The sequence below is a fragment of the Lentzea tibetensis genome, assembly GCF_007845675.1.
Classification (GTDB): Bacteria; Actinomycetota; Actinomycetes; order Mycobacteriales; family Pseudonocardiaceae; genus Lentzea; species Lentzea tibetensis.
Genome location: NZ_VOBR01000009.1, coordinates 101,967 through 123,541, shown reverse-complemented (window position 1 = coordinate 123,541; position 21,575 = coordinate 101,967). Strand labels below are relative to the sequence as shown.

At 69.5% G+C, this 21,575-nt stretch carries 22 protein-coding genes; 12 read left to right on the top strand and 10 right to left on the bottom strand.

What is annotated here, in order from left to right; translation table 11 throughout:
* Both FKR81_RS16345 and FKR81_RS16340 read right to left on the bottom strand, forming a co-directional pair.
* Complete coding sequence (locus FKR81_RS16345; protein ID WP_235921580.1) at positions 1-525, bottom strand: flavodoxin family protein; 525 nt, start codon at positions 523-525, stop codon at positions 1-3.
* 216 nt (positions 526-741) lie between these two features.
* Positions 742-1,491: an IclR family transcriptional regulator gene (locus FKR81_RS16340; RefSeq protein WP_146352801.1), complete on the bottom strand. Its 750-nt coding sequence runs from the start codon at positions 1,489-1,491 to the stop codon at positions 742-744.
* A 101-nt stretch (positions 1,492-1,592) separates the two neighbouring features.
* Between FKR81_RS16340 and aceB the strand changes: the two genes are divergently transcribed.
* From aceB to FKR81_RS16325, 3 genes are all read left to right on the top strand, one after another.
* Complete coding sequence (gene aceB / locus FKR81_RS16335) at positions 1,593-3,110, top strand: malate synthase A (protein ID WP_186762999.1); 1,518 nt, start codon at positions 1,593-1,595, stop codon at positions 3,108-3,110.
* Positions 3,111-3,115: 5 nt separating this feature from the next.
* Positions 3,116-4,297, top strand: coding sequence for a DUF6986 family protein (locus tag FKR81_RS16330; RefSeq protein ID WP_146352799.1), 1,182 nt, complete (start codon positions 3,116-3,118; stop codon positions 4,295-4,297).
* A 126-nt stretch (positions 4,298-4,423) separates the two neighbouring features.
* Positions 4,424-4,900: an Imm1 family immunity protein gene (locus tag FKR81_RS16325; protein ID WP_146352797.1), complete on the top strand. Its 477-nt coding sequence runs from the start codon at positions 4,424-4,426 to the stop codon at positions 4,898-4,900.
* On the opposite strand, the gene pucL is transcribed toward FKR81_RS16325, so the two are convergent.
* A complete protein-coding gene (gene pucL, locus FKR81_RS16320; protein WP_146352795.1) occupies positions 4,886-5,764 on the bottom strand; it encodes a factor-independent urate hydroxylase in 879 nt (292 codons plus the stop codon). The genes FKR81_RS16325 and pucL overlap by 15 nt on opposite strands.
* A 2-nt stretch (positions 5,765-5,766) precedes the next feature.
* Positions 5,767-6,243 carry a 2-oxo-4-hydroxy-4-carboxy-5-ureidoimidazoline decarboxylase gene (uraD, locus tag FKR81_RS16315; RefSeq protein WP_268891555.1) on the bottom strand — a complete coding sequence of 159 codons (477 nt, stop codon included), beginning with the start codon at positions 6,241-6,243 and terminating at the stop codon, positions 5,767-5,769.
* 122 nt (positions 6,244-6,365) lie between these two features.
* Here uraD and FKR81_RS16310 point away from each other — a divergent pair, with 122 nt between their 5' ends.
* The 7 genes from FKR81_RS16310 to FKR81_RS16280 all read left to right on the top strand — a co-directional run bounded on the left by FKR81_RS16310 (position 6,366) and on the right by FKR81_RS16280 (position 14,655).
* Positions 6,366-7,118, top strand: a complete 753-nt coding sequence (locus FKR81_RS16310) for a hydroxypyruvate isomerase family protein (protein ID WP_146352793.1) — start codon at positions 6,366-6,368, stop codon at positions 7,116-7,118.
* Entirely contained in the window at positions 7,115-7,978 is an 864-nt protein-coding gene (locus FKR81_RS16305) for an NAD(P)-dependent oxidoreductase (protein WP_235921579.1), read from the top strand. The genes FKR81_RS16310 and FKR81_RS16305 overlap by 4 nt, the downstream gene beginning before the upstream one ends.
* Positions 7,978-9,681 carry a glyoxylate carboligase gene (gcl, locus tag FKR81_RS16300; protein WP_268891553.1) on the top strand — a complete coding sequence of 568 codons (1,704 nt, stop codon included), beginning with the start codon at positions 7,978-7,980 and terminating at the stop codon, positions 9,679-9,681. The genes FKR81_RS16305 and gcl overlap by 1 nt, the downstream gene beginning before the upstream one ends.
* Positions 9,678-10,676, top strand: a complete 999-nt coding sequence (locus tag FKR81_RS16295; RefSeq protein WP_146352789.1) for a glycerate kinase — start codon at positions 9,678-9,680, stop codon at positions 10,674-10,676. The genes gcl and FKR81_RS16295 overlap by 4 nt, the downstream gene beginning before the upstream one ends.
* A gap of 5 nt (positions 10,677-10,681) precedes the next feature.
* On the top strand, positions 10,682-11,980 hold the full coding sequence (allB, locus tag FKR81_RS16290) for an allantoinase AllB (protein WP_146352787.1): 1,299 nt from the start codon (positions 10,682-10,684) through the stop codon (positions 11,978-11,980).
* On the top strand, positions 11,977-12,969 hold the full coding sequence (alc, locus tag FKR81_RS16285; protein ID WP_146352785.1) for an allantoicase: 993 nt from the start codon (positions 11,977-11,979) through the stop codon (positions 12,967-12,969). Before allB ends, alc begins: the two co-directional genes overlap by 4 nt.
* A 117-nt stretch (positions 12,970-13,086) precedes the next feature.
* The gene (locus FKR81_RS16280) at positions 13,087-14,655 is read left to right on the top strand and encodes an alpha/beta hydrolase (protein WP_146352783.1); all 1,569 of its coding nucleotides are present in this window, start codon (positions 13,087-13,089) and stop codon (positions 14,653-14,655) included.
* 663 nt (positions 14,656-15,318) lie between these two features.
* Here FKR81_RS16280 and pcp read toward each other — a convergent pair.
* Positions 15,319-15,945 (bottom strand): pyroglutamyl-peptidase I, encoded by a 627-nt coding sequence (pcp, locus tag FKR81_RS16275; RefSeq protein ID WP_146352781.1) that lies wholly within the window; start codon positions 15,943-15,945, stop codon positions 15,319-15,321.
* A gap of 104 nt (positions 15,946-16,049) precedes the next feature.
* Here pcp and FKR81_RS16270 point away from each other — a divergent pair, with 104 nt between their 5' ends.
* The gene (locus FKR81_RS16270; RefSeq protein WP_235921578.1) at positions 16,050-16,934 is read left to right on the top strand and encodes an endonuclease/exonuclease/phosphatase family protein; all 885 of its coding nucleotides are present in this window, start codon (positions 16,050-16,052) and stop codon (positions 16,932-16,934) included.
* On the opposite strand, the gene FKR81_RS16265 is transcribed toward FKR81_RS16270, so the two are convergent.
* From FKR81_RS16265 to FKR81_RS16255, 3 genes are read right to left on the bottom strand one after another with little or no spacing between them, the layout of a single operon-like run.
* A complete protein-coding gene (locus tag FKR81_RS16265) occupies positions 16,909-17,700 on the bottom strand; it encodes an SIR2 family NAD-dependent protein deacylase (protein ID WP_146352779.1) in 792 nt (263 codons plus the stop codon). The genes FKR81_RS16270 and FKR81_RS16265 overlap by 26 nt on opposite strands.
* Positions 17,697-18,023, bottom strand: coding sequence for an antibiotic biosynthesis monooxygenase family protein (locus FKR81_RS16260; RefSeq protein WP_146352777.1), 327 nt, complete (start codon positions 18,021-18,023; stop codon positions 17,697-17,699). Before FKR81_RS16260 ends, FKR81_RS16265 begins: the two co-directional genes overlap by 4 nt.
* 9 nt (positions 18,024-18,032) lie before the next feature.
* Positions 18,033-19,478, bottom strand: coding sequence for a M1 family metallopeptidase (locus tag FKR81_RS16255; protein WP_146352775.1), 1,446 nt, complete (start codon positions 19,476-19,478; stop codon positions 18,033-18,035).
* Positions 19,479-19,493: 15 nt separating this feature from the next.
* Between FKR81_RS16255 and FKR81_RS16250 the strand changes: the two genes are divergently transcribed.
* Entirely contained in the window at positions 19,494-20,243 is a 750-nt protein-coding gene (locus FKR81_RS16250) for an alpha/beta fold hydrolase (RefSeq protein WP_146352773.1), read from the top strand.
* On the opposite strand, the gene FKR81_RS16245 is transcribed toward FKR81_RS16250, so the two are convergent.
* Positions 20,189-20,701: a 2'-5' RNA ligase family protein gene (locus tag FKR81_RS16245; protein ID WP_186762998.1), complete on the bottom strand. Its 513-nt coding sequence runs from the start codon at positions 20,699-20,701 to the stop codon at positions 20,189-20,191. The genes FKR81_RS16250 and FKR81_RS16245 overlap by 55 nt on opposite strands.
* Entirely contained in the window at positions 20,701-21,570 is an 870-nt protein-coding gene (locus FKR81_RS16240; RefSeq protein ID WP_146352771.1) for an HhH-GPD family protein, read from the bottom strand. The genes FKR81_RS16245 and FKR81_RS16240 overlap by 1 nt, the downstream gene beginning before the upstream one ends.
* Between the last annotated feature and the right edge of the window lie 5 nt (positions 21,571-21,575).

Here is a 21,575-nt window from a genome sequence, read left to right as displayed (position 1 = left end):
TCAGGCGGCGAAGAAGGTCTTCGCCGCGGACATGGCGGTGGTGTCCTGGTGGATGTCACCGGGACGGCTGCCGTTGCCGAGCAGCGCGCCACCCCACCGCATGCCCATGTAGTCCGCGCACCGGCGCAACGTGTCGACGAGCGCGTCGGCGTGCTGGGGCTCGTCGCTGAGCACGCTGACCGTCCACAGCGTCTTGCCGGCCATGCGCGCCTTGAAGTCGACACCGGGCAGCCGCATCCAGCCGGACCAGTGATCCAGGTAGAGCTTGGTCGACGCGGACACCGTGTACCAGTAGGTCGGCGTCGCCAGCACGACGTCGGTCGCGGCCAGCGTCGCGTCCAGCAGCTGCTGCTCCGGCCCGGACGGCGCGGGCCACTCGACGCCGGCGTGCCGCAGGTCGTCGAACGGCGGCAGTGCCCCGTCGCTCAGCGACAGCCACGTCCGCGGCACGGACGGCGGCAGTTGGTCGGCGGCGGCGCGGGCCAGTGCCTCGGTGTTGCCACCGGCCCGCGCGCTGCCGAGCACGAACAGAAAAGAACGATCCCCCAGAGAGTTCTGCATGACCCGCCGAACGCCCTCGAGGGAGCGTCTGTTCCCCGGTGCGGGTGTGATCTTCTACTTCTGAACGGGTGCGCCGTTCCAGTCGCCATCGGACCTGGCCAGCTTCCTGCACTCCATGATTCCCCCAATGAATGAGCGGTCGTCTCCCCAGGCGCCGCTTCTCACTCCATTGTACCGAACTCAGGAACCGGCTTTGGCCTGGTCAGCGAGCCGTTTAGCAATAGCAAGGACTTCCGGGAGAATGCGTGAGACCGCATCTTTGGTGAGCCTGCCCTCGGGCCCGGAAACCGATACCGCGGCCAGCGTCGGCGCGCCGATCAACGGCACCGCGATGCACCGCACACCGAGCTCCTGCTCGTTCTCGTCCATCGCGTAACCGCGTTCGGCGATCTCGTCCAGCGACGCCAGCAGCTCGTCCGCGTCGGTGATCGTGTTCGGCGTGTACGCGGGGAGCCCGGTGCGGTCCAGCAACGCGCGCACCTCGTCGCGCGGCAGCTGCGACAGCATCGCCTTGCCCACGCCGGTGCCGTGGGGGAGCAGCCGCCTGCCGACCTCGGTGAACATCCGCATCGAGTGCTTCGACGGCACCTGCGCCACGTAGACGACCTCGTCGCCGTCGAGCACCGCGAGGTTCGCGGTCTCCTCGACCTGGTCGACGAGCTGCATGAGGAACGGCCGCGCCCACGTGCCGAACTGCCGCGACGCGCTCTCGCCGAGCCGGATCAGCCGCGACCCGAGCGTGTAGCGCCGGTTGCTGTTCTGCCGCACGTACCCCAGCGTGACGAGGGTGCGGATGAGCCGGTGGATCGTGGGCAGGGGAAGCCCGGACGTCGTCGCGAGCTCGGACAGGCTCGCCTCGCCGCCCGCGTCGGCGAGCCGTTCCAGCAGGTCGAAGGCCCGCTGCAGGGACTGGACGCCACCTGACGACACCGGCGACCCCTCTCGTTGCAGTTCCGCGATGCAAAAACTATAGTCCACAGAGTAGAACTTTTGGTCTTGGGTAAGAACTTTGTTCACGAAGGGACGTTCCGATGCCGGGCATCCGGGTTCTCGGGGAGAACCACGAGCAGATCCTCACCTCTGACGCGCTGGAGTTCGTCGCGAAGCTGCACCGCGCCCACGCCGCGCGCCGCGACGAGCTGATCGCCCGGCGCAGGCAGCGGGGAACGCTCGACTTCCTCCCGGAGACCGCGGACGTCCGCGCGGGCGACTGGCAGGTCGCCGAGGCACCGGAACCGCTGCGGGACCGGCGCGTCGAGATCACCGGGCCGACCGAGCGCAAGATGGCGATCAACGCGCTGAACTCGGGCGCCAAGGTGTGGCTCGCCGACCTCGAGGACGCCAACACCCCGCACTGGGACAACGTGATCCAGGGCCAGGTCAACCTCTACGACGCGGCGCGCGAGACCATCGAGTACACCTCGCCCGAGGGCAAGCACTACGCGCTCAAGGGTGGCCCGTACCCGACGGTCGTCGTGCGGCCGCGCGGCTGGCACCTCGACGAGCGGCACCTGGAGATCGACGGGAAGCCCGCCGTCGGCGCGCTGGTCGACTTCGGGCTGCACTTCTTCCACAACGCCTCGCTCGGCAGGCCGTACTACTACCTGCCGAAGATGGAGCACCACCTCGAAGCGCGGCTGTGGAACGACGTGTTCACGTTGGCGCAGCAGGAGCTGGGCGTTCCGCACGGCACGATCCGCGCGACCGTCCTGATCGAGACGATCCCGGCCGCGTTCCAGATGGACGAGATCCTCCACGAGCTGCGCGACCACGCGTCCGGCCTCAACGCGGGCCGCTGGGACTACCTCTTCAGCATCATCAAGTACTTCCGCGACGCGGGTGCGGACTTCGTGCTGCCGGACCGCAACAGCGTCACGATGACCGCGCCGTTCATGCGCGCCTACACCGAGCTGCTCGTGCAGACCTGTCACAAGCGCGGCGCGTTCGCGATGGGCGGCATGGCCGCGTTCATCCCGAACCGGCGCGACCCCGAGGTCACCGAGAACGCGCTGAAGAAGGTGCGCGAGGACAAGAGCCGCGAGGCCGGTGACGGGTTCGACGGCTCGTGGGTCGCGCACCCCGACCTCGTCCCGGTGTGCCGCGAGATCTTCGACGGCGTGCTGGGCGACCGGCCGAACCAGCTCGGCAAGCAGCGCCCCGAGGTGTCGGTGACCGCGGCCGACCTGCTGAACATCAAGGCGCTGGGCGGGAAGGCGACGCGCGCGGGTGTCGAGTCGGCGGTGGACGTCGGCGTGCGCTACCTCGTGTCGTGGCTGTCCGGCAACGGCGCCGCCGCGATCCACAACCTCATGGAGGACGCCGCGACGGCCGAGATCTCCCGGTCGCAGCTGTGGCAGTGGATCAACAACAAGGTCGTGCTCGAGGACGGCACCCAGGTGACCGCCGAGCTGGTGCGCGACGTGCTCGCCCGCACTCGCGCGGAGCTGTCCGGTCCTCATGCCGACGTGGCGGCCGAGCTGTTCGAGCAGGTCACGTTGTCCGACGACTTCGTCGACTTCCTGACGCTCCCCGCGTACGAGCGGATCTGACCCCGGTGCCGCGCACCTCGTTGCCGCCTGACGCCGTTCGGGCGGCGACCGCTCGACTGTCCGATGTGGACGCTGCGGAGTCTCGTGCTCCGGCGGGACGTCAGCCCGTGCACACGTGCTACGTCCCCGCGGGCCGGGTGACCGCGACGACCGTGCGCGACTGGGGTGCCGTGGCGCTGGCGGCAGTCGACCCGTGGCTGCTGCCCGAGCTGCCCGCCGGCGTGCTGGACCGGGTGCGCGCGAAGCTCGCCCGCGAGCCGATCGAGGACTTGCGGATCGACTTCGAGGACGGCTACGGCGCGCCGGGTGACGACGTCGAGGACGCCGACGCCGAACGCACCGCGCGCCTCGTCGCGGACTGGGTGGCGGCCGGTGAGGCGCCGCTGTCCTTCGGGCTGCGGATGAAGTCGTTCGACACGCGTGCGTTGCGCGAGCGGGGAATCCAGACGCTGGACGTGTTCCTGACGGCGCTGGGTGACGTGCCTCCGGGCTTCGTGATCACGTTCCCGAAGGTGACGTCGGTCGAGCAGGTCGAGGTGTTCGGCGAGATACTCGACCTGTTCGGCGTGCCGTTGAGGTTCGAGATCCAGATCGAGACGACGCAGTCCATTGTGGACTCGATGGGGAAGCTCGCCATCCCGTCGTTCATCGCGGCCGGACGTGGCCGCGTGACCGGCCTGCACTTCGGCACCTACGACTACACCGCGGGCTGCGGACTCGGTGCGGCGCAACAACACCTGGCGCACGGCGCGTGCGACTTCGCGCGGCACGTGATGCAGGTGTCCGCGGCGGGCACGGGTGTGCGGCTCTCCGACGGTTCCACGAACGTCCTGCCGGTCGGCGACAACCGCCAGTTCGGCTGGGAGACCCACTACCGGCTCGTCCGGCGGTCTCTGGAGCACGGCTTCTACCAGGGCTGGGACCTGCACCCGGCGCAGCTCGTCACCCGGTACGCGGCGGTGTACGCGTTCTACCGCGAGGGCCTGGAGGCCGACGCGCGGCGGCTCCGCGCGTACGTCGACCGCGCCGAGAGCGGCGTGCTCGACGAGCCGGCGACCGCGCGTGCGCTGTCGGACTCCGTGCTGCGCGCCGTGGACTGCGGTGCGGTGGACGCCGCCGAGGCGGTCGCGGTGACGGGACTGGACGTCGACCGGTTGCGCGCGCTGGCCGGCCGAACCGCGGGCTGAACCAGCTCTTGTCCGGTGGACATATTCCTGCCAGGTCAACCGGTACGCGTAATGGCAACTCGCCCGATCGTGTGAGTTCTGGGTGGTTGTGTCGATTGCACCTGGTGCAAGGGGCAGGGTGGGCGCATGAGCATGCGAGCCGGTCTCTGGACCGGACTGCCCGACCTCGACGAGGCCGAGCACAAGTACCAGGTCGTCGGCAGTGACGCCGACGTGGACACGTTGATCAGGTTGCTGGCCCGTCCCGAGTGCAACGACGGCTGCCTCGACCACTTCGGGCGCCCGCTCACCAGCGACGGCGAGCCCGACCACAACGTCGTGCTCGCCGTGCGCGGCGAGTGGGGCTACATGTACTACGTCGACAACACGTTCATGGGCTGGCCCAAGGGCCCCGAGAACGCGCCGTACGTCAACGAGAAGTACACCGACTTTCCCCCCGGCGTCGGTGTGCCGCTCGATCTGTTCCGCACGTTGCTGATCGAGTTCATGACGACGGGCGAGCGGCCGACGAGCGTCGAGTGGTACTCGGAATCGGATCTCTTCCACTCGTGGCGTGACCAGCAGATGGCGTTGCGCGCGTCGCAAGGTCTAGAAAGCCGGTAGCGAGTACCACGCCGAGCCGGCCTCTTCCGCGTCGTCGCGGAGCACCGTGCCCTCGATGAGCCCGTACGGCCGGTCCGCCGCGTAGAACACCTCGTTGTCGTTCTGCAGCCCGAAAGCGCTGAGGTCGACGAGGAAGTGGTGCTTGTTCGGCATCGACAGCCGTACCTCGGCGACGTCCGCGCGCGACTGCAGCACCGCCTCGCCCATCGCGTAGAGCGTCTGCTGCAACGACAGCGAGTGCTTGTCCGCGAAGGTCTTCAACATCGTCGACCTGATCGACGTGAAGGATTTGCCCCAGTCGACGTCCGTCCCGATGTAGCGCCAACGCGCCGTCACGGAGGTCGCGAGGATGCGGTCGTTGGTCTCCTTCAACGTCGTGTAGGGGTCCTTGGGGTAGCCGTGGAACTCGGATCCGGTCGACTTCAGCACCACGACGTCCTTCACCCCGGACACGACCCAGGCCTTGTCACCCTCGATCGTCACCGCGGTCGTCCGCTTCTCGTCGGACGCCTTGACGAACGAGTGGTCGTGGCCGTCGATGCGGTCCCACGAGTGCTCGTCGATCAGGATCCGCGCGCCGCTGATCGCCTCCTGCGTCGAGACGAAGTGGCGGCCGAGTCGCAGCGCGAAGTCCTCGATCTCGCCGACCGGTGCCTCCTTTGCGAAGGCGTACACGGTGTTCTTCTGCGTGTCGGTCGCGAGCACGGCCGAGTTGTCCCCGGTCAGGTGCGTGGCCGCGAGGTCGCCGCGCAGGGAGGTGCTGACCGTCAGGTCCTTGATGGTGTGCACGGATCCGTTGCGGGACACGGTGACGAGCCGGTTCTCCGCTTTGCCGTACTGGTTCGGTCCGAGGACGATGGCCATGTTCAGCTCCCGATCAGCTTCTGCAGCCGCAAGGCGGCGATCTTCGTCAGCTCCTTGTTCACGACGCGGAGCTCGTCCTCCGGCGAGTTGTCCATCCGGCTCGCCAGGATGTCGAGCATCTCCGCACCGCTGAGGCCGGTCGCGCACACGAGGTAGATGTGCCCGAACCGATCCTCGTACGCGGCGTTCGCAGCCGCCAGGCGATCTGCCAGCGAGCTGTCCACACCGGACTGTTCCTGTCGCGACCACGTCGCGGACTTGCCCTTGCCCCGTTCGCCGATGCGCGGGTGTCCCGCTATCGCGCCGCGGATCTCGTCGTCCGACAGGCGGGCCGACGCCTCTTCTGAGACCTTCAGCAGCGCGTCGAGCGACGGGTACGGGCGTGCGGCCAGCACGGCGCCGACCCAGCGGGGCACCGCGAGGCACTCGGTGAGCATCGGGCGTAGTTCGGCCTCCGCAGCGGAGTTGAAGCTCTCCACACGCTCTCCAAAGTTTCTACATCGCGGAATCTGTTTTCCACATTCTTGACCCAGGCGCCGCACGATGTCTAGTGTCTCCGTTGTACGGAAGAGAACTTCCGCAATGTGGAAGGACTGGCGAGATGCGCTACGACGTCAACCTCTCGATGCTCTTCACCGAGCTGCCGCTGCTCGACCGTCCGGCCGCCGCGCGCGCAGCGGGCTTCGACGCGGTCGAGATCTGGTGGCCGTTCGCCGACGCGGTGCCGCCCGCACTCGAGATCGAGCGCTTCACCGGGGCGATCCGCGACGCGGGCGTCCAGCTCGTCGGGCTCAACTTCTTCGCGGGCGACATGCCCGCAGGCGACCGCGGCCTCGTGTCGTGGCCGGGCCGTGAGCAGGAGTTCCGGGCGAACGTCGAGGTCACCGCCCGCATCGCGGAAGGGCTCGGCTGCACTGTCCTCAACGCGCTGTTCGGCAACCACGAGCCGAACGACCTCGCGCTGGAGAACCTCGCGTTCGCGGCGGACGTGGCCGCCGAGATCGGCGCGACCGTCGTGCTCGAACCGCTCAGCGGCGCGCCGCGGTACCCGATCCTGACCGCCGGGCAGGCGTTCGACGTGCTCGACCAGGTCGGCCGGAGCAACGTCGCGCTGCTCGCCGACCTCTACCACCTCGCCGGCAACGGTGACGACCTCGACGTGCTCGTCACCGAGCACGTCGGCCGCATCGGCCACGTGCAGATCGCCGACGCGCCGGGCCGCGGCGAGCCCGGCACCGGCGAGCTCGGCCTCTTCGGCTACCTCGCCAAGCTCCACGCCGGCGGTTACCAGGGCTACGTCGGCGCCGAGTACAAGCCCGTCACCGGCAGCTTCGACTGGAAGGACCAGACATGATGCCAAAAGGAACCAAGATTGCATTCGTCGGACTCGGCATCATGGGCTCGCCGATGGCGGGCCACCTCGTAGCGGCCGGGCACGACGTCACGGGCTTCGACCTCAGCTCGGCCGCGCTGGACCGGCTGGAGGCGCAGGGCGGCACGGCGGCGCACAGCGTGCGGGACGCGTTCCGCGGCGCCGAGGTCGTCATCACGATGCTGCCGAACCACCCGCAGGTCGAGGACGTCGTCTTCACCAACGAACTGGACCCCGGCGTGCTGCTGGTGGACATGAGCACGATCCGGCCGTCCACCTCCATCGCCATCGCGCAGCGCCACCCGAGGTCGCTGGACGCGCCGGTGTCCGGTGGCGAGACGGGCGCGAAGCAGGCGTCGCTGTCCATCATGGTCGGCGGCGAGGAAGCCGATTTCGCCGCCGCCAAGCCGGTTCTCGAGGTCGTCGGCAAGACGATCGTCCACGTCGGACCGCACGGCGCGGGCCAGGTCGTGAAGGCCGCGAACCAGCTGATGGTCGGTGGCATCTACGCGCTGGTGGCCGAGGCGATCGTGCTGCTGGAGGCGTCCGGCGTCGACCCGAAGGCGGGACTGGACGTGCTGGCGGGCGGGCTCGCCGCGAACCGGATCCTCGACCTCAAGCGCGAGTCGATGATCGCCCGCGAGTTCACGCCGGGCTTCCGGATCGACCTGCACCACAAGGACATGGGCATCGCACTGGACGCCGCGCGCCAGGTCGATGTCGCTCTCCCGGTGACCGGGCAGATCGCCCAGCTCATCGCGGCCGGCCGGGCCCAGGGATACGGATCGCTGGACCACTCGGCCCTGCTCAAGGTCATCGAGAACTTCTCGGGGAGGTCGTAGTGCCCAGGATCCCTGTCATGCAAGCCGTCGTCGAGGTCCTGAAGTCCGAGGGCATCGACACCGTGTTCGGCTGTCCCGGTGCCGCGATCCTCCCGCTGTACAAGGCGATGGAGCTCGACGGCACGATCGAGCACCTCATCGTCCGGCACGAGGAGGGCGCCACGCACATGGCCGACGGCTGGTCGCGCACGACCGGCAACGTCGGCGTCGCGATCGGCACCTCCGGTCCCGCGGGCACGAACATGATCACCGGGCTGTACACCGCGATGGCGGACTCCGTGCCGATCCTGTGCATCACCGGGCAGGCCGCGACGGCCAAGCTGCACCAGGAGGCGTTCCAGGCGGTCGACATCGTCGAGATCGCCAAGCCGGTCGCCAAGTGGGCGGTGCAGGTCAAGGAAGCCGCGCAAATGCCGTGGATCTTTCGCGAGGCTTTCCGCGTCGCGCGGTCCGGTCGTCCCGGTCCGGTGCTGATCGACCTGCCGATCGACGTGCAGAAGCAGGAGATCGAGTGGGACTCGTCGATCGACGCGCCGCTGCCCGTGTGGAAGGCGGCGCCGCACCCGCCGCGCGTCGAACGCGCGCTGGACATGCTGCTGGCCGCCGAACGCCCGCTGCTGCTCGCCGGTGGTGGCGTGATCCTCGGTGAGGCGTCGGAGGAACTGCTGGAGCTCGCCTCGTACCTGCAGGTCCCGATCCAGGCGACGCTGATGGGCAAGGGCGCGGTCGACGAGGACCACCCGCTGTACGCGGGCATGACCGGCATCCAGACCTCGCAGCGCTACGGCAACGCGTCGTTCTTCGAGTCGGACCTGGTGCTCGCGCTGGGCGCTCGGTTCGGCGACCGCCACACGGGTGATCTCGAGACCTACCGCGGCACGCGGAAGTTCATCCACGTCGACTCCGAGCCGACGCAGATCGGCAAGGTGTTCGGGCCCGACCTCGGGATCGTCTCGGACACCAAGCTGTTCCTGCGCGCACTGCTGGACCTGGCGCGGTCCCGTGACGCCGGTCGTGAGCCGGGTCCGTGGGTGCGCCGCTGCCAGGAGCTCAAGCGGACCCTGTTGCGGCGCGAGGACTTCGACACCGTGCCGGTGAAGGCGCCTCGGGTGTTCAAGGAGATCAACGAGTTCTACGGGCCGGACACCTACTTCGTCACGGCCATCGGGCTCTACCAGATCTGGTCCGGGCAACACCAGAAGGCGCACCTGCCGCGGCACTACCAGGTGTGCGGGCAGGCCGGTCCGCTCGGCTGGGAGATCCCGGCCGCGATCGGCGTGAAGAAGGCCCGGCCGGACGCGGAGGTCGTCGGGATCGTCGGCGACTACTCGTTCCAGTTCCTGGTCGAGGAGCTGGCGGTCGGCGCGCAGTACGACGTGCCGTTCGTGCTGATCATGCTGAACAACGAGTACCTGGGCCTGATCCGGATGGCCGAGGACCACGGCGGCTACGACATGAAGTACGAGGTCGACATCCACTACGACGTCAACGGGTCGGACAACGTCAAGATCATGGAGGCGTACGGCTGCTCGGGCCTCCGCGTCACCGAGCCGGGCCAGATCCGCGACTCGCTGGAGTGGGCGCGCAAGGAGGCCGACCGCACGCGTCGTCCGGTGCTCGTCGAGATCATGATCGAACGGGAGGGCAACACCGCCAACGGCACGTCCATCGCGTCCATGCGCGAGTTCGAGCCGCTCCCGTGAGCCACGTCGTCGTGGCGCCGGACAAGTTCAAGGGATCGCTCACCGCGCCGCGGGTCGCCGAGGCGGTGGCCCGCGGCCTGCGGGAGGTCGTTCCCGACCTGGACGTGCGCTGCCTCCCGGTGGCCGACGGCGGCGACGGCACGGTCGACGCCGCCGTCGCCGCCGGGTTCGTGAAGGTCGGCCGGTGGGTCACCGGACCGCTCGGCAAGCCGGTCGCGGCGAGCTTCGCGATCAAGGGCACCACCGCTGTCGTGGAGGTCGCGGCGGCGTCCGGGCTGGCACTGCTCGACGCGCCCGCGCCGGTGACCGCGACCAGCCGCGGTACAGGAGAACTGCTGGTCAGCGCACTCGACCTGGGCTGCACGACGATCGTGCTCGGCGTCGGCGGCAGCGCGTGCACCGATGGCGGTGCGGGCATGCTCGACGCGATCGGCGACCGCGACTTCGGCCACGTCGACCTGGTGCTGGCGAGCGACGTGGACAACCCGCTGCTCGGCCCGCACGGCGCGGCCGCGGTGTACGGGCCGCAGAAGGGCGCGACGCCGGAACAGGTTGACGTGCTGGAGGAACGGCTCACCCGCTTCTCCCGGCGCGCGCCGGAGCTGGTGGACGTGCCGGGTGCGGGCGCGGCGGGCGGCATCGGGTTCGCCGCGCTGCTGCTCGGCGCGACGCGGCGTCCCGGCATCGAGGTGGTGCTGGAGCTGGTCGGGTTCGCGGAGGCGGTCGACGGCGCTCGGCTGGTGATCACCGGTGAGGGGTCGCTCGACGAGCAGACGCGGCACGGCAAGGCGCCCGCCGGAGTGGCGGCCGCGTCCGGTGACGTCCCGGTCGTCGCGGTGGCCGGGCGCTGCGAGATCCAACCGGGTGAACTCGGGTTGAAGGCGGCCTACGCGTTGCTCGACATCGAACCTGATGTCACGCGTTGCCTGGCTCAGGCGGCGCTGCTGCTGGAGCTCGCGGGTGGTCGCATCGCGCGGGACTGGCTGGGAGAGTGAGCGGCATGGACCTGGTGTTCCGCGCCCGCCGAGTGATCACCCCGGACGGCGAGACGGCGTGCGACGTGGGTGTTCGCGACGGTCGGATCGTCGCGATCGAACCCCGTCTCGACGGCGCCGAGGTGATCGAGCTGGGCGACGACGAGGTGCTGCTGCCCGGACTCGTCGACACGCACGTGCACGTCAACGACCCCGGTCGCAGCGAGTGGGAGGGCTTCGACTCGGCGACCCGCGCGGCCGCCGCCGGTGGCGTCACCACGATCGTCGACATGCCGCTGAACAGCCTGCCGCCGACGGTCGACGTGGCCGCGCTGGAGGTCAAGCGCAAGGCGGCGGAGGGCCGCGCGCACGTCGACGTCGGCTTCTGGGGCGGGATCATCCCCGGCAACATCGCCGAGCTGCGGCCGTTGCACGAGGCGGGCGTGTTCGGGTTCAAGGCGTTCCTGCTGCACTCGGGTGTGGACGAGTTCCCGCACGTGACCGAGGACGAGCTGATGGAGGTCGGCAAGGAGCTCGTCGGGCTCGGCGCGCTGACGATCGTGCACGCGGAGGACGAGCACTCGATCAGCGAGCCGGGGCCGGACTACGAGTCGTTCCTCGGGTCCCGGCCGGGCATCTCGGAGCTGACCGCGGCGGCCGGGGTGCTGGGCGTGGCGTATCAGACGGGCGCGCGGATGCACGTCGTGCACCTGTCCAGCCAGGAGGCGCTGTCGGTGATCTCGGCGGGGGAGAAGCTGAAGGCCCCGCTGACCGCCGAGACCTGCCCGCACTACCTGACGTTCACGTCCGAGGAGATCGCCGACGGCGCGACGCAGTTCAAGTGCTGCCCGCCGATCCGCGAGGCGGCCAACCGGGAGGAGCTGTGGCGCGCGCTCGGCGACGGCCGGATCCGGATGGTCGTGAGCGACCACTCGCCGTGCACGCCGGAGCTGAAGGAGGGCGACTTCGCGACCGCGTGGGGCGGCATCGCGTCGCTCCAGCTCGGACTGTCCGCGGTGTGGACCGGCGCGCGGCCGCGGGGCTACGCGCTGACCGACGTGGTGCGGTGGATGGCCGAGCGCCCGGCCGAGCTGGTGGGGCTGGAGCGCAAGGGCCGGATCGCGGTCGGCTGCGACGCCGACCTCGCCGTGTTCGCGCCGGACGAGGCGTTCGTAGTGGACCGGGAGAAGCTGCACCACCGCAACCCCGTGACGCCCTACCACGGCCGTCCGCTGGCCGGCGTGGTGCGCAGGACCTACCTGCGCGGCAAGGAGATCACCGGATCGTCGCCGTTCGGCGAGCTGCTCAGGAGAGGACAGGCATGACCGAGTGGACCCGGCTCCCCGACCTCGCGTCGCGCGCGGTGGGTGGTGGCGTGGTGTGGGCGAACGACGAGCTGTTCGCCGAGCGGGAGAACCTGATCACCGCCGCCGAACCCGTCTACCAGACCTACACCTTCGGCCACAAAGGACAGATCTACGACGGCTGGGAGACGCGGCGCAGGCGTGAGCCGGGGGTCGACCAGGCGGTGATCCGGCTCGGGCTGCCCGGTGTCGTGCGGGGCGTCGTCGTCGACACGGCGTTCTTCAAGGGCAACTACCCGCCGTTCGCGTGGGTCGAGGCCTGCTCCGCCGACGGCTACCCGTCGGCCGACGAGCTGACCGACTGGGAGACGATCGTGCCGCGGTCGCCGTTGCAGGGCGACCAGAAGCACTTCTTCGACGTGTCGTCCGAGCGCCGGTTCACGCACGTGTGCCTGACCATCGACCCGGACGGCGGCGTGGCGCGGCTGCGCGTGCACGGCTCGCCGGTCGCCGACCCCAGGCTGCTGGTGCCCGGCATCGACCTGGCGGCGCTGGAGAACGGAGCGACGGTCGTCGACTGCAGCAACCGGTTCTACAGCTCGCCGAACAACCTCATCGCGCCCGGACAGGCGACCCTGATGGGGGAGGGCTGGGAGACCGCGCGGCGCCGCGACTCGGGCAACGACTGGGTGTCGCTGCGGCTGGCCGCGCCCGGCGTCGTCACGATCGCCGAGCTGGACACGAGCCACTTCAAGGGCAACTCGCCCGGCTGGGCGTCCGTCTCCGGCTGCGACACCCGCAAGGACCCCGACACGTGGTTCGACCTGCTGCCGCGCACCCGGCTCCAGCCGGACACCCGGCACCGGTTCGTCGTTCCGGACGCGCCCGAGGCCACCCACGCGCGCCTGGACATCTACCCGGACGGCGGGATGGCCCGGTTGCGGCTGTTCGGCACCCTGACCGCCCAGGGCCAGCAGGAGCTGCACGACCGTTGGGCCGAACGGTCGTAACTCAGGGTGGTTGTACGACTTCAGTCTGATGTTCTGCCCTACCTCAGTCGGTTGTGAGCGCTCTCGGTCGCCTGGAAACGTCCTGTGCGCATTACTGGGGATCTAGGGAGGAAACCCGTGCAACCGAAGATTCGCGCGCTCGGAGTAGCGCTCGCGAGTACGGCACTTGTGGTCACGGCAGGGGGTGTGGCGGTCGCCCAAGAGGGTGTGCGGGCTGAGCAGCCTGCACAGGAGATCGCTCTTGCGCCGATCGACTGGAAGCCCTGTGATCAGCTGCCCGAGGTGGAGTGCGGCACGCTCACGCTGCCGATCGACTGGGCCAAGCCGAACGGGGAGAAGTTCGGCCTGGCCGTGGCCCGCCGCAAGGCGACGGACCCGGCGAAGCGCATCGGTTCGATGGTCATCAACCCCGGTGGTCCGGGTGGTTCGGGCGTCTCGTTCGCGATGTTCGCCAACGAGTACTTCAGCCCGGAGATCTCGCAGAAGTTCGACATCGTCGGCTTCGACCCGCGTGGTGTCGCGCGCAGCCAGCCGGTGAAGTGCTCGATCGACCTGCTGCAGAAGGCGCCTTCGGACTACCCGAAGAACGTCGCCGAGTTCGACCAGCTCATCGCGTACAACAAGGAGCTCCGCGAGGACTGCCGCAAGCAGAGCGGCCCGATCTTCGACCACGCCTCGACGGCCGACGTCATCCAGGACATCGACGCCATCCGCCGCGCACTGGGCGAGAAGAAGATCAACTACTACGGCGTCTCGTACGGCACGATCATGGGCCAGCACTACGCCGAGCGGTACGGCAAGAACATCCGCGCCATGATCATCGACAGCAACATGGACCACAGCCTCAACACGGCCGGGTTCATGGCGACCGAGGCCCGCACCGCGGAGGACTCGTTCCAGGAGTGGGTGAAGTGGAACGAGCGGACCGCGACCGCGCCGCTGCACGGCAAGGACGTCCGCAAGCTGTGGAAGGACCTGCTCGCCAAGGCGGACAAGGGTGAGCTCGTCGACCCGAACTCGCCCGACGGCCGCAAGGTGTCGACGCAGGAGCTGACCGGCAACGTCGTCGGCATGGCGTACGGCCCCGCGTGGAAGTCGTTCTCCCAGTGGGTCGCCTCGCTCGCCGCGGGCAAGCCCGCGGAGACGCCGGTCGACACCAAGGCGTTCGCAGCGGCGGCCGAGACCGCGCCGAACCCGTTCGCCGCGGTGTTCTGCAACGACTACAACGTCCGGGTCCGCAACTTCGGCGAATACCAGCGGCTCGTGGCGATGGAGAACTCCATCGCACCCAACACGCGCGGCTCGTCACTCGGCCACGGCGCCACCATGGGCTGCTCCGGCTACCCGGAGGCCACCAACCCGCAGCGCCCGCTGCGGATCCGCAACGCGCCCAAGATCCTGCTGACCAACGCGAAGCACGACCCGGCCACCGCGTACGAGTGGGCCGTCAACGCGCATCGGCAGTCTCGCGACACCACCGTCTTCGTCACCTACGACGGCTGGGGTCACGGCGTGTACGACCGGTCCGAGTGCACTCGGACGATCAACGACCGCTACCTCGTCGACCTGAAGCTCCCGCGCAACGGCACGCACTGCGCCGCTGTGGAGCCTGTTGACGGGCCTGCCTCGGCGTCTGTCGACACCATCAAGGTGAAGGTGCCTGCTGGGCCGTTCTCGGTTCGCTAGTTCCGGTTCGCTAGTTCCTGGTGGTGGGGTGGGGAGGTCCTCGCTGATCACCTCACGGTCGCCACATCGAAAAGCCCCTGTCAAGGCGGAAAAGCTGCCTTGACAGGGGCTTTTCGATGTGGCAAGGCTGCGCCTGATCAGCGAGGACCTCCCCACCCCCGGCCCTTCGGATGCTTGGGATCATTCGGCTGCCGGTTTGTGCTCGGGGGCCGCGCCCGGTTGGCAGTGCGGGGGTTGGGAGTGCGGCGGGCGCTCTTTTCTTTTGGTATCTGCCGGTTTGGGCGGTGCTCGCTTGGTTCGCGCCGGTTTCGGCGGTGCTCGCTTGGTATCTGCCGGTTTGGTTGGTGGGCACGGCGGTGGGTGGGTCGGTGTGTTCTGCCCGATGGTTTGCGCGTCGGCAGTCAGCGGGGTGGTGGGCACCGCGCGATTGGGCCTTGACTTGGGGTGTACCACCACGCCGCGAGGGGCCCCAAGTCAAGGCCCAATCGCTGCGCCGAAGGCGCGACGCAACCACCGACAGCAGAACACCGAAACACAGCAACCATCAGAACCCAGCCCCGACGACAACCGGCAGCCGAGCAAAGAACCAGCCCCGACGGGGACCGGCAGCCAAGCGAAGCCCCCCACTGAGCCAGCGGGCACGTCGATACGCCGGAATCGGCGCTAGTGCAGGGTGCCCGTGCTGATGTGGAGGTCGGCCGTCGTGTCGAGGCAAGCGTCGACCAACAGGCCCAGGCCGGTGGCGATGGTGGAGACCGGCATGGACGGCTTGTCGGTGTGTCCCTGCTCCGGCGAGAAGGGCACGTGGACGAACCCGCCCCGCACGTGTGGCATCTCGGTCGCCAGCAGGTGCATGAGGCCGTAGAAGACGTTGTTGCAGACGTACGTGCCCGCCGTGTGCGAGACGCTGGCCTCGATACCGGCCGACGCGATGCGGGCTACGGCGGCTTTCACCGGGAGCGTGGTGAAGTACGCGGCTGGGCCCGAGTCGACCACGGGGATGTCGATGGGCTGGTCGCCCGCGTTGTCGGGGATGCGGGCGTCGCGGATGTTCACCGCGATTCGCTCCGGGGTTATCGCCGCGCGGCCGCCTGCCTGGCCCACGCACACCACGAGATCTGGTGAGTGTTCGGCGATGGCCGCGCGCAGCACGGCTAGCGAGCCGGTGAAAGTGCACGGGAGCTGGGCCGTTGCGACTGTGCGGCGTGCCGCCAGTTCGGTTACGGCGTCCCAGGACGGGTTCGTCGTGGAGCCGCCGAACGGCTCGAAGCCCGTGAGCAGTGTGACCACTCGGGCAGACTAGATGTGTGGTGGACACCGACGTAAAGCGTTCTGGGTCCGGAATCACTTCGTTCGTGCTGGTCCTGGGGGCCATAGCGATCGTTGTCGCTGCTGTGTTCAGGCTGATCGGGATCGACGGGACGCGGCACATGCTCGCCACCGTCGCCCTCACGCCGTACATCGCCGTCGCCGGGTTGTTGTGGGGTGCGATCGCGCTGTTCGCGCGGCGATGGGTGGTGGGGCTGGTCGTCATGCTCGTGTCGATCGTGCTGGTCGCGAACGTGGCGGCCCGTGCGTTTCCCGACTCGCGGCCCAACGGGGTTGGTACCGCGGTGCGGGTGATGACGTCGAACACGTTGGGTGGGCTGGCGGATGCGCAGGTCATCGTCGACATCGTGCGCGAGCGGAACATCGACGTGCTGGCGTTGCAGGAGCTGACGCCGGAGATGGTCGGTGACCTCGACCGCGCCGGGCTGCGGGCACTGCTGCCGAACCGGGTTTTCCTCGCCGCGCCTGGGGGTGAGGGGTCGGGGATCGCGTCGCGGTATCCGGTTGTGCGGCGGGATCTGACCGGGCCCAGCACGTTGCGGCAGGCCGGGGCGCTGGTGGATCTGCCTGGGCCGGACATGGAAGTGGTGTCGGTGCACCCGTTGCCGCCGGTGGAGGTCGTGGGGCCCGAGCCGTGGCAGCGGGAGCTCGCCGGGTTGCCGCCGCGCGACCTCGGCGGGCCGGTGCGGGTACTGGCCGGGGACTTCAACGCCACGCTGGACCACGTGGCGTTGCGGCGGCTGGTCAACGCGGGCTACGTGGACGCCGCTGACCAGGTCGGGGCCGGGCTCATCCCGACCTGGCCGTCGGACTTCCCGTTGTGGCCGCCGCCCGTCACGCTCGACCACGTGCTGGTCGACGCCCGGTGCGCGGTCGACACCGTCGACGTCATCACGGTTCCCGGCACTGATCACCGGGCGGTGGTCACGCAGTTCGTCGTGCCAAAGTGACGAGCGCTTCCAGAGCGCCCATCGGCAGTGCGACGCCGCGGCCGTGGCGAACGTCGGGTTCGCGCGGGTTGATGCGGATCAAGGCGCCCGAGGAGGCGCTCGCGAGCTCTGCCTGACGGCGCACGGTCGGGACGGCGTTGCCCGCGCCGATCTCGACCACCACCAGGTTCTTCTTGGTGCGGCGCCACGCGGTCAGGTCGTCGAGCTGGGCCTGCGAGCGGTCCGGGACCCACGACCAGTCGCCGAACATCAGGATGTTCGGGCGGGCCAGGCCGCCGCAGTTGCGGCACGACGGCAGCTCGCCGACCGCGCGCATCGACTCCGGATCAACCTCGACGTCGAGCGCGCACTCCCAGATGTCGTCCGTGCACGGTTCGACGCACTGCAGGTGGTGGATGGAGCCGTGCACCTCGGCGACGTCGGCGAAACCCGCGCGCTGGAACTGACCGTCCACATTGGACGTGTAGACGCGTTGTTCGGCGCCCCACCGCTTGAGCAGCTGGAAACCCTCGTGCGGCACGGTGTCGCGGTACAGGTGCAGGCGGTGGCCGTAGAAACCCCACGCCAGCGCCGGATCGTCCGCGAAGTGGGCCGGGTCGGCCAGCTCCACGAACTTCAGGCCCAGCCGCGCGTACGGCGGGTAGGCCTCCCAGAAACCGCTGTCACCGCGGAAGTCGGGGAGGCCGGAGTCGACACCCATCCCGGCACCGGCGCAGATCAGCAGAGCGTCAGCACCGGCCAACAGCCACGCAGCCTGATCAATCATGAATCATTCTGGCTACGCTTCGGCTTGCTCGACAGAACCACCTCGAACTCGAGGAGGTCCGCGCCGGTCGACACGGGCTTCGCGCGCTCACCGGAGTGCGCGGCCTGGCCCATGCTGCCCTCGCGCCAGTTGGTGAAGTCCTGGTCGGTCTCCCAGTGCGTGACCACGAAGTAGCGGTCGTCGCCCGCGACCGGCCTGAGCAGCTCGAAGCCCAGGAACCCCGGAGCGTCGTCGACGGCGCCCAGTCGCGCGCCGAAGCGCTTCTCCAGCTCGGGGCCGTTGCCCTCGGGGACCTTGATCGCGTTGATCTTCACGACAGCCATGACGCCAGCCTATCGGCGCAACGAGCCCGGCCGCAGGTGCTCATCGGCCGGGATGCCGGCATCGCGGAACCACGCCTGGTAGAACGCGTCCAGCTGCTGGCCGGACACCTTCTCCACGTGGTCCTCGAACTCGGGCCACGACGCGTTGCCCTCCCGGTGCTCGGCGGTCCACGACGTCAGCGCCTGGAAGAACGCCTGGTCACCCACCTTCCTGCGCAGGGCGTGCATGGCGAGGATGCCCTTGTCGTAGACGCCGCGGAACTCGTTGCCCCGGCCCATGTCGTAGAGCTTCTGCGCCCAGAACCCGGTCTTCCCACTCAGCTCGTCGATGCGGGTGCGGTAGCGGTTGTCGAGGTTCTCGCCGTCCTTCGCCTCCGCCCACAGCCACTGCGAGTAGCTCGCTAGGCACTCGTTGAGGCAGATGTCCGCCCAGTTCTTCAACGACACCGAGTCGCCGAACCACTGGTGCGCGGTCTCGTGCACGATCGTCTCCAGGTCCGCCCACTGCGCGTAGGTCGGCCTGGTCTGCGTCTCCAGCGAGAACCCGATGCGGTCGGCCACGAAGATGCCGCCCGCCGCGCGCTGCGGGTACGGGCCGAACTTCGACGACAGCAGCCCGATCACCTCGGGCAGGCGGCCCTCGATGGCGCGCTTGTCGAGCGTGCCCGGCGCGTACGCGTCGACGACCGGCGTGCCGTCGGGCAACGTCGAGCGCACCACGGTCCACTTGTCGATCGCGACCGTGACCAGGTACGTCGCCATCGGCGTGTCCTCGGCCCAGTTGTACGTGGTCCAGCCGCCCGCCTTGGTCACCGCGCCCTCGATGCCGTTCGAGATCACCGACCAGCCGTCCGGCACGCGCGCGGCGATCTTGACCTTCGCCTTGTCGCGCGGGGTGTCGTTCGCCGGGAACCACGTGGTCGCCGAGTGCGGCTGACCCGCGGCGAAAGCACCGCCGGTGGTGGAGATCTGCCAGCCGCTGCGGCCGAGCGAGTCGTCGTCGACCAGCTGCGGCGTGCCGCCGTAGGTGACGGTCGTGGTGAACGGCCTGCCCTTGGCGAGCGGCGCGCTGGGCGTGATCACCAGCTCGTGGTCGCCCTCCTGCGCGAACTTCGCCGGCTGGTCGCCGACCTTCACGTCGCTGACCTGCAGGCCCAGCAGGTCGAGGTTGAACCGCGACAGGTCGTCCGCGGCGGTCGCGGTCACCCGCGCCACGCCGTCGAGCCGCTTGCTGCCGGGGTCGTAGCTGATCGACAGGTCGTACTGGGTGACGTCGTACCCGCTGTTGCCGTCCGTCGGGTAGTACGGGTCGCCCACTCCGGCGCCCGCCTCCACCGCGACCTGCGGCGACGTGGTGGCAGGCGCGGGTTCGCCACGGGGTATGCGCGTGACGACCACGACGCCCGCGACGAGCACCACGAGCACCAGCGCGAACAGGTAGCGGCGTGCCTTCATGTACTAATCATCCCTGTGGAGGCGGTTGAGTTCGGCGGAACGGGTCAAGGCATCGTGCTCCTGCACGGTCTGATGAGCAGGGCCACGACGTGGTGGACGGTCGCGCAGTGGCTGAAGCCCTACGGGCGTGTCGTCGGGATCGACGCACGTGGGCACGGTCGGAACCCGCAGCGGGGGCCGTGGCGGACCGAGGACTTCGTCGCCGACGCGGCCGGGTCGATCGAGGCGCTCGGCCTCGGACCCGCTGTGGTGATCGGGCACTCCATGGGCGGGCTGCACGCGCTGGGACTCGCGGCGACCCGTCCGGACCTGGTGCGCGCGATTGTGGTCGAGGACTTCGTCCCGGACAACCGCGGGAAGTCGGTAGAGGACTACCGGTGGTACTTCGAGGCGTGGCCGGAGCGGTTCGAGTCACCGCAGCACATCAAGGCGTACTTCGGCATGCCCGGCGCGGACGAGTACTTCGAGGAGCGCGCGGACGGCTGGCACCTCATCGCGCGCGTCGAGGACCTGTTCGAGATCGCCGCCGAGTGGGGCGAGCGCGACTACTGGCACTTCGTCGACGCCGTGCGCTGCCCGTTGCTGATCATCGAAGCGGGCAGGGGCGGCATGCTGCCCGGCCAGATGGAGGAGGTCGCGCGGCGTGCGAACGGCACGCACCTGCTCGTGCCCGAGGCTGGGCACGTGGTGCACGACGACGCGCCGGACGTCTACCGCGGCGCGGTCGAGGCCTTCCTGAGCAGCACGTCCACCTCGCCGGTCTGAGTGTCCACAACGGACACCTCGCGCACCTTCGCGCGGACCGGCTCCACCGGGAAGATCGCCGCGAAGAGCTGCTTCATCTCGCCGTCGGTGACGTCGTGCGCGAGCGTCACGTGCGGTACCCAGTTGCCGGGCAGGTAGTACGCGCTGGGGTTGCGCACCTTGCCCGCCAGCACGTCGTGGATCGCCGAGTGCACGGCCAGCAGCTCGGCGTCGACGACCGCGCTGAGGTGCAGCACGTTCTCCGTCGCGGAGAACACGCCGAGCGTGTGCAGCCACAGGTCCGGCACCCACAGCCGCGACAGGTCCTCGCGCAGCTCGGCGCGGGCCTTCGGGCCGATGGTGCCGGCGACGGCGTAGGTGAGGTGCGGCGGGTACTCGTGCTTGACACCGAGCTGCTGCCACAGGCCGCGCACCTTCGCGTCGGCCTCGTCGTCGAAGAACGCGACCAGCGCGTGCATCAGTGCTCCCCTGGAAGTGCGAAGAGCCCCGAAGCGGTCTGTTCGACGAGCCCGTCCTGAAGCAGCGAGTCGAGGCACTTCTCGCGCTGGGTGTGGTTGGACCAGACGACGTCGAGGTGCGCCTTGGCGACGGGCTCGCTGGTGCCGCGCAGCACGTCCAGCAGCAGCCCGCGCACCTGGCGGTCCGTGCCCGCGAAGCCCTGGACCTTCTTGGCCGGGCCGTCGTACGCGGGACGCCCGTTGCGCTGCCACGCGCAGGCCTCGTAGATCGGGCAGTCCGCGCAGCGCTGGCTCTTCGCGGTGCACACGAGCGCGCCGAGCTCCATCAGCGCGGCCGAGAACGTGGCCGCGTCGTCCTGCGGCAGCAACGCCTCCACGTCGCGGAGGTCCCGCTTGGTCGACGGCGGCCCGGCGTCACCGGCGCCGTGCACCGCGCGAGCCACGACGCGCCGGACGTTCGTGTCCACGACCGCGCACCGCTGCCCGTACGCGAACGCGGCGACCGCGCGGGCGGTGTAGGAACCGATGCCGGGCAGACCTTCCAGCGTCTCGATGTCGGACGGCACCACGTCGCCGTGGTCGCGGGCGATGGCCGTGGCGGCCTCGTGCAGCCGCAGCGCGCGGCGCGGGTAGCCGAGCTTGCCCCACGCGCGCAGCACGTCGCCGTGGCTGGCCGCGGCCATGGCACTCGGCACCGGCCAGCGGGCCAGCCACTCGTGCCAGATCGGCTCTACCCGCGCGACCGGGGTCTGTTGCAGCATGATCTCGCTGACCAGCACGCCCCACGCGGTGCAGTCCGGTCGGCGCCACGGCAGGTCGCGCGCGGTCCGGTCCCACCAGTCGAGCAGGAGTTCGGTGTCGACGCTCATCGCCC